The following is a 9,245-nucleotide window of genomic DNA, read 5'->3' on the forward strand; positions in this document are numbered from 1 at the left end:
AATTCCAGGGACCAGCTGTGGATCGGCCCCAAAGCTGTTGCCGCCCAGTCGCGCGCGCGGATCAGCGCGCCGCATTCGCCGCCACCGAACGGCCATCCTTCGAGCGCTGCGCGCGTTGCAGGAACACCGGCCTCCTGGCCCAGAACCGCGGCAAAAAGGGCGTCGGCATTGCCATAACCGCCAGCGGCGATACGGGTGTCGAGCAGATGCGCGAGATCGGGTGTGAGCGTAAAGCTATGCGGCTTATCGGAAGACATCCCTGCCTATCTGGTTTAAACGACGTCAAGTCAATGAATTGGCCCACGAAACGGGACAGGTTGAGTGACCGATAGCATATTGCGCCCCGGTCGGGGCGATTATTGCACCGCAATCGCCGCACACATCGAAAGGCTTCTTAAGCGACTGCGAATATGCTAGCTTTACGTCCATGTGCAATCTACACCGTGCGCGAATCCGCTGCCGAGGTCGCCGCGCATATCGGGGTGGCGAACCCGACGGCGTCGAACGCGCCGGACTAGGTCTATCCGGGCACTCCGGGGTACGTCGTGCGCGAGGCTGCAGGTATGCGCATCATGCAGTTAATGACGTGGGGTTTTCCGCTGCGACTGAAAGGCATGAGCCCGACCGCCAAGCCCAAGCCGGTCAACAAAATCGTCGACCTCGCCAAGCCGCAGTGGCGCTGCCTGATCCCGTAACGTGCTTCGCCGAGGAGGAAGGACCCGAGAGATCGAAGACCCACACCTGGTTCTCGGTCACCGACCAGCCGATCTTCACCTCGGCCGGCCTATGGCGCATGTCCGATGAATCGGGACCGGTCTATGCGGACAGATGACCGACTGCAACGAGGTGATCCGCCCGGTACATGACCGCATGCCAGCATCCTTCATGCCGATGAATGGGACCAGTGGCTCCATGGCAGCATTGAGGACATGTTCGCATTCCAGTCGCGTTGCTTTCCCGATCACCTGATCGCGATGGAACCCACCTCCGACCTAGGATGAAGAACAAGCCGGCCGCCATTGCCGAGGCGGCCTCGCTCCTATGACACTCGAATAGATACGCTGGGCCGAAACTCTCGCGATCGAGCGAAACTATGGCGCTCGCGCGCCGCGTCACGTTGCCGAACGCATCGGCGCGCTGGCGCTGGTCGGCGGCATGGCTAAATGGCCAAGCTAGGCCGGAACCTGCTCTTGAAACGCGCGCTGCCGTTGCCGCTAGGCGATTCCACTCGAGGCTGCCTCTTCCCTGACCCGTGGGAACCACCGCTGTCGCGCTCATAGCTGTCGCGCATCATATTATCTCGCTCCGGCGTGACTTGCCGACGCGCGCGCCGGCGATTGACTATCATATGTTAAGTTCATGTCTTTGTTGTCTTTTTCCGAAACCAGAAGCACTCCCGATCAGTTTCTGACGTGTACAACAGAAAATTGCCGTTCTGCTTCGACAAGGATGGCGGGAGCCGTGCGGCGTCCTGCCGACAGCCCGATTGAGGCGGTTCGGCCCGCGAGGGACATTGCGATGCGCAAATATGCTTACGCCTGGCTGACAATGCTGTTCTTCGCCGTCTCGATTGTCGGCCATTGGGCATTTGGCTGGTACGCCTATGTCGAGGACGCGAAGGAGCATGCGCAGGCGCCCGAGGTCTCGACCTATCTGATCGAGATGGGCCGCGACACGTTCGAGAACTGGCAGTCGGAGTTCCTGCAACTGCTTTGGCAGGTCGTGGGCCTAGCCTATTTCCTCTATGTCGGGTCCCCCTCCTCCAAGGAGAATGACGACCGCACCGAGGCCAAGCTCGACGCGCTGATCCGGCTTCAGGCGAGCGACAAGGCCAAGACGATCATCGACGAGATCGACCGGCGGTTCCTGCGTCATGGCGGCCATGCAAGACCGCATGAGCATGAAGCAGAACGGCGCGACCCTTCGGGTATCGTGGAAGGGCGCGAATAGCCGGTGGACGCCAGCCCCGCCTTTCGCTCCCGCCCGGGCCTGTCGCTCGCGCCGCAGGCGCAGATCGGCGACGCCGAGCGCGAGGCCGGGCTCAGACGCTTGATCTATGAAGCGGGCTATTCGAGCGCGACCGCGGTGGTCACCAGCGGCGTCATCCTGACTGCCTTCGCGTTGCATCTTGGGGCGTCGAACCTAATTGTCGGCATTCTCGCCAGCGCGCCGTTCCTCGGCCAGTTGCTGCAGGCCCCAGCGGTTCTACTGATCGAGCGCCTGCGCCGCCGCAAGGCGATCGCGGTCGTCACCAGCGCGATCGGCCGCTCGATGCTGCTGCTGATGACGCTCGCCGCCTTTCTTCCCTCCCCGTTGGCGATCACGGCGTTGATATTGGGGCAGTTCGTGCTGTGCGGTCTCGGCGCGATCGGCGGCTGTGCCTGGAATGGCTGGCTGCGCGATCTGGCGCCGCAGGAGCGACTCGGGTTCATCTTCGCGCGGCGGACGACTTGGACCACGACCGTAAGCCTCATCGCCGGTCTTGCCGCCGCCTTCCTGCTCGACCGGACACAAGCAGGAAGCGACGCCCGCGCGCTCGCCTTTGCGGGTCTTTATCTGGTGGGCTGCGCGACCGGCCTGATCAGTGGCGGTGGTGGTGGCGAGAATGCCCGAGCCTGCCATGCCGCTGCCGACCGGCGAGCCGCTCGGCCTCGTCTCGATGCTGCGTCGTCCGCTCGCCGATCCCAATTTCCGGCGGCTGGTCATGTTTCTCTCGAGCTGGCATTCGCAGTCAATCTCGCCACGCCCTTCTTCACCGTATTCATCGTCAGCCGGCTCGGCTTCGACATGACCTTCGTGATGCTGCTGAGCGTCGCGAGCCAGGTCACCAACCTCATCGCGGTGCGCGGCTGGGGCACGCTCGGCGATCGGTTCGCGCACAAGTCGGTGCTCGCGGTGGCCGCACCTACCTATATACTGTGCATCGTCGGGATGATAGGTGCCTCGCCGCTCGGCGCGAGCGATGTCGGCATGGCCTATCTCGTCGGTCTGCACGCGCTGATGGGCGCGGCAGTGGCCGGGGTCACGCTCGCCACCGCCAATATCGCGCTCAAGCTGAGCCCGCGCGGCGAAGCGACCGCCTATGTCGCGACCAGCGCGCTAACCTCGTCGCTCGCCGCCGGCATTGCCCCGATCCTCGGCGGTCTGTTCGCCGATTTCTTCGCTGCCCGGCGCTTCGAACTCTTACTGCGCTGGACCAGTCCTAACGGCACGGTGTTGCTTAGCCCGATTTCGCTGTCGCACTGGGACTTCTACTTCCTGAGCGCCTGGCTGCTCGGTCTCTATGCCCTCCACCGCTTGTCGCTGGTGCAAGAGGAAGGCCAGATCGATCCCAAAGAAATGGTCGAGCACATCGTCGGCGAGACCCGGCGCGCGGTCCGCAACCTCGGCACCGTCACCGGGCTGCGCGCGCTCACTGACCTGCCAGGTGCGCTCGTGCACGATGCGAGGCGCCGCGCACGCTGGCTACGGCTGCAGCATCATGTCGCACGGGGGAGCAAGCCGACATGACCGCAACGCTGGCGACTTGCCCGTCCACCGCGCCCATCCCTGAGCGGACCTGCCCGTCCGGAGATCGAGCCTGTCCTCCCGTTGCGCATGGGATCGCGGGCCAGCCAAGCGTGCCGTCTAGCAGGATCCCATCCGGCGCACCCGGACCTTCAGCCAAGACCAAAGGAGATCTTCATATCTGACACCACAGAACTACAGCCTGCCAATCTCGCCGATGCCCAAAACGAGCAGCCAAGGCTGCAAAGGCGCTAGGCGGTCATCACCGGCGGCGCGACCGGGACTGAGCAGATCGCGGTTGAACCCCACAATTGAAACATCAAGGTTGGAAGGAAATTTGCGATCGAGGAAGATCGAGAAAAATCATCAATACCGATAATTTTGGGCATCGAACTTCTCCTCACTTTTATCTTGAGGGTATAAAATAGGGTACAAGGCAGAGGGAAAATCCACACTATGTTTATAAAGCAGTTAGATAAAATATGAGTTCGAGTCCTCTTCTGGCACCATTTTCTTCCCGGATATCTGCTGATGTCCTGGGAATAGCGGAAATCGGCGTTTCCTGGAGCCATCATCGCTCTTTGTAACCCGTGCGGGCATGGCGCAGAGTCGCATGCGCATCGCATCCTGGGACGAATCGGATATCAAACTAGATTCAGCCCCCGCCATCCCTTGCCGGCTTGCTCAGGCAGCAATAATTCATATGGTGGCAATATGGGGGAAACCGCATTGCTTCACGCCATCCGCCGTCTTGCCGCCAAGCCTCTTCATGCCGCATTGATTGGCGGGGTACTGCTCTTGGGAGCGGCAGCGCCTGCGCCGGTGACGCCCCAGTTCGAGCATTGGATCGACGGGACGGCGGCAACGGAGCCGGAAACCCAGATACAATCGATCGACGCGGACACGTTTGTCATCCGCCAGTCCGTCAAAACCAATTTCGAGGCGCCATTTCTCTATCTGATCTTCGGGAAGGATCGCGCGCTGCTGATCGACAGCGGAGCGGGCGGGCTTAAAATCTGTTTTGTCAAGTCCTTTCTGCTTGTGCCATCAGGGCGGAAGGTCAATAGTGACAACGGCTTGCGAGCATTCAAGGCGTAGCTTCGAGGCTCGCCTTGATGGTCAGGAGCCAAGCAGGAGCCAGCAGAAGTGTAGGCTCCTGCGCATCATGTAATGCCCGAGTGGTGAAATCGGTAGACACAAGGGACTTAAACAATTTGAGCCTTCGGGGGGAAACGCCCGAAGTGAAGCCCGTCAAAGTCGGCGAAAGCCCTGGATGCCCCGGCATCCGAGCCAACGCCGAGCCAAGCCCAGGCCCAGCGCCTGGGAAGGTGTAGAGAGCAGACGGCGGGCACCTACGGCTGCAAGGCTATGGTGAAGGCGTGCTCCAGACCACGAACAGTGCATGCGCTGGCGGCGAAAGCCGAAGTGGTAAGAAAATCCCTCGCCGAAAGGCGTGCCGGTTCGATTCCGGCCTCGGGCACCAATTCAGGGCCGCCCCTGTTCGCGCAGGGGCGGCCTCTTCATTTTCGTCAGACGAAGAGTATGGACAACATTCGAGCTGCCGCGTGGTTTCATGGAACGAACAACGCTCAATTCCGATCATGGGTGGTTCCTCCACCACCCGTGCCCGGTGAAGAGCTGCGTGTTCCTCATTCAGGGGTCTTCTTCACCCGCGATTTGGATGCGGCTCGGGAAGCCGGCCCCAATGTCTGTTCGGTACGGATCACCGATCAGGCCAAGATCCTGGACGCCACTGTGGGATCGGCAGATGCTGAGCATCTTCGCCAGCTCGTGATGAGAAATGACCTCGCAAAAATATGCATCTATGGACGCACTTCGCAGGCGTGGACGACAGCATGGAGGTCGGGCGAAGTCTTGCGCTTCGCATCAGACGATCCAAGATTCATGCTGCACCTTGCAAGGAACGCAGCCCAATACAAAGGTATTGCTCCAGAAGTCCAACTCAAAATTGCACAGCACAACCTGACGCGCGGCTGGATCGAGCATATTGTCAGGTCGGCAGCGCAACTCGGCTTCAACGTTCTACATGGCTTCGAGATTGACCGTCATTCCAGCCGCACACCGCGGGCAGTCTCGTGGCTTGCGGTTACTGACGCAAAGGCTGTGACGGCTCCGTCTTGGCAGTAGTCGTTGCGGATCGCCTAGGCGAACCCACGCGCCTGAACCCTCGATCTCCCGCCATGAACGCCTCCAGCATGTGCGGGATCAGCGTCGCCGCATCGACCGTTTCGCCATAGGTCTGCGCATGCAGCGCAGCGTAACGGTCGAGGTCCGCCTTGAGGCTGGCCGGGCACGTAAAGGTCAGCTTGATGCTTTCGGTCTTGGGCAGCGGCCCCAGCCGCAGCTTGCGCGTGGTACTCATCGAGAAGTCCCCCGATTGAAGAACAGCGGCTGATAGGGGCGCAGCACCAGATCCCGGTTGACGATGATGCGTACCGGCAGGCCCGGCCGTTCCGTCAACGTGGGTTGGATGTTGAGGTTGCGCCGAGTCATCTCTTGGCCAACCTGGTTCGCGCTGTCCTGCAAGCTGTTGCGTCCAGCGTTGATGACGCGATCGCCGTTCTGGCGGTTCTCCGGCGCGGCCAGTTCGGCACCGACACCTAGCAGCGTCGTTAGCGCCCCACCGGCAAAGATGCGATCCCAATGCCAATCGACGCCATCCTCCAGTCCGGAATTGCCGGCAGGATCGGCACCAGCCAGGTTGTCCAGCGTCAGCGAAGACGTGTCGGGCAGGATGATCCGGTTCCACACCACTTGCACCCGGCTCTGTCCGTAGCTCACCTGGCTGTTGTAGCGGCCGAGGATGCGCGAACCCTGCGGGACCAACAGGAACTTGCCGGTGGCCGTGTCGTAGACCGGCTCCGTCACCGTGGCGATCACGTCGCCCGGTAGGTCGGACTTGATGCCCGTGACCAGCGCGCCCGCGATCACCGTGCCGGCCATGACCTGATACGGCGAGGCCGGCATTTTCAGGTTCCCGGAATTACGGGTTTCCGTGGAACCGGCTTTCAGGAACGCCTCTTTCTGGTCTTGTCGATTCTGCACGGCGGTCGGATCGGCCGGCTGTGCTGCGGTCGAGGCGGGCCCTGCGGCCATCGGATCGAAGCCCGCAAGGCCGGACGCAGGACTGGCCGCAGCCACCTGTGCTGGCGCGGCAGCGGCGCGCTGGTTACTGGAGCGGAAGAACACCGATGCCCCCGCCGCCGCTTCCGCTTCCTTGCGGTACGCGTCGTGCTCGGCGGAAGCCGGAGCGTGGCCAGGTGGCGTGTAGGTGGGCGCTACTGGCTGCTGCGATTTCACGATGGCTGGCCCCAAGTCGCCCGGCAGCGGCGGCCCCAGCTCGGGTACTTGGGGAGGCAAAGCCCGCGGCAGCTTGGAGTAATCGGCCGGAAGCTGGTCCAGTCCTTCCGAGCGCGAAACGCGATCCACGTTGAAAAGCTCGGCCTGTTCGCCTGCACTGCGCTTGCGCGGTTGTAGCGACCACATGGTTGCACCCAGCACGGCAACAGCAAGGCCACCGGACAGGATCGCCAACGTGCGACGGTTCAATCGCGTCACCGGGCGCGGCTGCGCGCGAAGCGCCACGTTCTCCGGCGCGACCTTTGGGGCTGCGTCGGGAACAGGAATGTCCGGGGTGTCGTTCTGGCTCATGGTCAGTTCCCCCGCACTGCGCCCACTACACCATCCGTGCGCTCAATGCGTACCACGTCCCCTTTATCGCCGCCCAAGCGCAGTTCAGCCGCACCGAACAGCCGGTCCACGATGTAGTACGGCGGACGGAAACGGTAGTTCACCAGTTGCCCATCGCCCTGAGCGCCGATCACAAACAGCGGCGGCAGTTCGCCTTGCGCGATGCCTGGCGGGAACTGGATATACACCTTCTCGCCGTCGTCGAAGGCGCGCATCGGTTTCCACGGCGCATTACTGCCGCTGATGGCATAGCGGAAGCGAATCTTCTCCAACGACAGGCCGCTATCGACCGGCGCGGTCGCCTGTGCGGCCTGCGCCTGGCGTTGCAGGGCCAGCATCCGATCTTTCGGGTATTCCCACGATACCGAAGCCATCCAGGCGCGTTCGGTCGAGGTAAGTTCAATCAGGTAGGTGCGCCGACTGGTGGTGACGACCAGATTGGTCTTGAGGCCCGAGCGGATCGGCTTGACCAGCACGCTGACGCGCAGCGCGTCACCGGTGCCGCTGGAGGTGTCTCCGACGATCCAGCGCACCGTATCTCCGGCGGCAACCGTCATCAGCTCCTCTCCCGGTTGGAGAGAAATCACCGTCACCCGCCCCGGCGCCGCATAGACCTGATACAGCGCACCATCCGTGAAGGGCCAGACCTGAATGGCGTTGACGTAACCCTCGCGCGTGGGTGCGATGCGCGCCTCGGCGTTGGCACGCGAGACCCGCAGCTTTTCATCGGCGGGTTCCGGTACAGCCTTGGCTTCGATGCTCTCGGGCAGAGGTTTCATCTGCGCCGGCATCGGCAGCACCTTGGGCACCTCCACCACTTCAACCGGCTTGGGCGGTTCGGGCAGCGGCTGGGCCTGCACCGGCTCATCAAGCGAGATGATCGGCGGCGGCGTGCCTTTCGTGGCGCAGCCCGGCAACGACAGAACTGACGCTGCAAGCGTCAACACGAAAGCGTAAAAGCGGAAAGACGGGTTCATGGCTTGGCTCCTTCGGCGGCATCGAGTTCGCGGCTCCACGACAGTCCGTTGACGTAGATGCCCAATGGGTTCTTGCGCAACCGCTGCTCGGTGCGCGGGGTTTGCAGGACGGTGGAAATCACGGCGTTCCAGCGTTCAGTACCGGCCGGCGCGCCATTGACGAAGCGTTGCTCGGTCCAACGGACGTTGAAAGACGCATCGCTGGCGCGCACGACGCTGGTGATCTGTACCGTGACCGACTCCTTGCCGACGCGCGCGAACGGGTCATGCGTGCGGGCGTACTCGTTGAGCACGCCCGCGCCGCGATCGGTGGTGTAGTCGTAGGCATCGAGCCAGTTCTGGCGCACGACGATGGGATCGATGGACAGCGAACGAACCAGCACAACGAAGTGCGCTAGGTGATAGGCGATCTGTGCATCGTTCGGCCGGTACGGCGTGGCGGCTTCGCCGACCGCCCGAACCTGGCCGGCCTGATCCACTTCCACCACGTAAGGCGTGACGATGGACTGCGCCGAGCGCCAGACAAGGCCCCCGGCCATCAACAGCGCAAGCACCAGACAACCAAAGGCCATCAGCCGCCAGTTCTTTGCCTGCACGCGGGCCGAGCCAATGCGCTCGTCCCACACTTGGGCGGCGGATTGGTAGGGCGTGGCAGGCTGCGGCGTATCGGCATAGCGCACCTGCGGTCGTTTGAATCGCATGGTTTGTTCTCCTTATGAGTCGCTTCAATCGTTGGAATCGTGCAAGCCCGGCCCGCTGCTCGAACCGCCACCGTCACCTCCGCGCAGCGTATGGGCGGCGGTCGTGGCGGCATGACCAATCTGCTGGCGGCGATGCAGGCGCTTGGCCCAGGCGGGTTGCGCCTGTTGCTGCGGGTCGGCAGCGCCGGCATTGGCTTCGTTGGCGGTGGATTGGCCTGATGCGGCGGCGCCTCCAGATGCCGGCCCCGGCTCGTCGGAACGGAAGGCGGATGCCGCGCGCTCCTTGAGCGAGCGCATCCCAGCAGCAGCCTTTTGGCCGACGGCTTGCGCACCGGTCTTGGCAACGTTG

General features: G+C 62.7%; 11 protein-coding genes and 1 pseudogene. 5 read left to right on the plus strand and 7 right to left on the minus strand.

All coding sequences use genetic code 11. From position 1 onward, the window contains the following. Positions 1–257, minus strand: a 257-nt coding sequence (locus BHQ40_RS22780; RefSeq protein WP_139139440.1) for a hypothetical protein, incomplete at its 3' end; no start/stop codon positions are given. Between the two features lie 306 nt (positions 258–563). Here BHQ40_RS22780 and BHQ40_RS26905 point away from each other — a divergent pair. The 3 genes from BHQ40_RS26905 (at position 564) to BHQ40_RS22795 (ending at position 3,510) form a co-directional block, all read left to right on the plus strand. Next, on the plus strand, positions 564–695 hold the full coding sequence (locus tag BHQ40_RS26905) for a hypothetical protein (RefSeq protein WP_290438451.1): 132 nt from the start codon (positions 564–566) through the stop codon (positions 693–695). Positions 696–1,461: 766 nt separating this feature from the next. Then, on the plus strand, positions 1,462–1,950 hold the full coding sequence (locus BHQ40_RS22790) for a DUF6766 family protein (RefSeq protein ID WP_253183454.1): 489 nt from the start codon (positions 1,462–1,464) through the stop codon (positions 1,948–1,950). Positions 1,951–1,953: 3 nt separating this feature from the next. Next, positions 1,954–3,510 (plus strand): MFS transporter, encoded by a 1,557-nt coding sequence (locus BHQ40_RS22795; RefSeq protein WP_070158048.1) that lies wholly within the window; start codon positions 1,954–1,956, stop codon positions 3,508–3,510. A gap of 248 nt (positions 3,511–3,758) precedes the next feature. Here the strand turns inward: BHQ40_RS22795 and BHQ40_RS26365 are convergent, their stop codons facing one another. After that, a complete protein-coding gene (locus BHQ40_RS26365) occupies positions 3,759–3,896 on the minus strand; it encodes a hypothetical protein (RefSeq protein ID WP_171905937.1) in 138 nt (45 codons plus the stop codon). Between the two features lie 325 nt (positions 3,897–4,221). On the opposite strand from BHQ40_RS26365, the gene BHQ40_RS27070 reads away from it, so the two are divergent. After that, positions 4,222–4,605: an MBL fold metallo-hydrolase gene (locus tag BHQ40_RS27070; RefSeq protein WP_070158049.1), complete on the plus strand. Its 384-nt coding sequence runs from the start codon at positions 4,222–4,224 to the stop codon at positions 4,603–4,605. A 300-nt stretch (positions 4,606–4,905) separates the two neighbouring features. Then, positions 4,906–5,655, plus strand: a complete 750-nt coding sequence (locus BHQ40_RS25915) for a hypothetical protein (protein ID WP_139139441.1) — start codon at positions 4,906–4,908, stop codon at positions 5,653–5,655. Here the strand turns inward: BHQ40_RS25915 and BHQ40_RS22805 are convergent. From BHQ40_RS22805 to BHQ40_RS22825, 5 genes and pseudogenes are all read right to left on the minus strand, one after another. Further along, positions 5,615–5,890, minus strand: coding sequence for a DUF2274 domain-containing protein (locus BHQ40_RS22805; RefSeq protein WP_070158050.1), 276 nt, complete (start codon positions 5,888–5,890; stop codon positions 5,615–5,617). The genes BHQ40_RS25915 and BHQ40_RS22805 overlap by 41 nt on opposite strands. After that, the gene (locus BHQ40_RS22810; protein WP_070158051.1) at positions 5,887–7,179 is read right to left on the minus strand and encodes a TraB/TrbI/VirB10 family type IV secretion system protein; all 1,293 of its coding nucleotides are present in this window, start codon (positions 7,177–7,179) and stop codon (positions 5,887–5,889) included. Before BHQ40_RS22810 ends, BHQ40_RS22805 begins: the two co-directional genes overlap by 4 nt. 2 nt (positions 7,180–7,181) lie before the next feature. Then, positions 7,182–8,195, minus strand: a complete 1,014-nt coding sequence (trbG, locus tag BHQ40_RS22815) for a P-type conjugative transfer protein TrbG (protein ID WP_070158052.1) — start codon at positions 8,193–8,195, stop codon at positions 7,182–7,184. Beyond that, positions 8,192–8,896, minus strand: coding sequence for a conjugal transfer protein TrbF (trbF, locus tag BHQ40_RS22820; protein WP_070158053.1), 705 nt, complete (start codon positions 8,894–8,896; stop codon positions 8,192–8,194). Before trbF ends, trbG begins: the two co-directional genes overlap by 4 nt. Before the next feature lie 24 nt (positions 8,897–8,920). Beyond that, positions 8,921–9,245: pseudogene (locus BHQ40_RS22825) on the minus strand (hypothetical protein); the annotation flags it as partial.

Source organism: Sphingobium phenoxybenzoativorans (assembly GCF_001757355.1).
Taxonomy (GTDB): domain Bacteria; phylum Pseudomonadota; class Alphaproteobacteria; order Sphingomonadales; family Sphingomonadaceae; genus Sphingobium; species Sphingobium phenoxybenzoativorans.

Bases quoted from the DNA above. Each gene is read 5' to 3' on its own strand.
- BHQ40_RS27070 (WP_070158049.1), top strand. From the start codon at position 4,222: ATGGGGGAAACCGCATTGCTTCACGCCATCCGCCGTCTTGCCGCCAAG.
- BHQ40_RS26905 (WP_290438451.1), top strand. From the start codon at position 564: ATGCGCATCATGCAGTTAATGACGTGGGGTTTTCCGCTGCGACTGAAA.
- BHQ40_RS22810 (WP_070158051.1), bottom strand. From the start codon at position 7,179: ATGAGCCAGAACGACACCCCGGACATTCCTGTTCCCGACGCAGCCCCA.
- trbF (WP_070158053.1), bottom strand. From the start codon at position 8,896: ATGCGATTCAAACGACCGCAGGTGCGCTATGCCGATACGCCGCAGCCT.
- BHQ40_RS22805 (WP_070158050.1), bottom strand. From the start codon at position 5,890: ATGAGTACCACGCGCAAGCTGCGGCTGGGGCCGCTGCCCAAGACCGAA.
- trbG (WP_070158052.1), bottom strand. From the start codon at position 8,195: ATGAACCCGTCTTTCCGCTTTTACGCTTTCGTGTTGACGCTTGCAGCG.
- BHQ40_RS26365 (WP_171905937.1), bottom strand. From the start codon at position 3,896: ATGCCCAAAATTATCGGTATTGATGATTTTTCTCGATCTTCCTCGATC.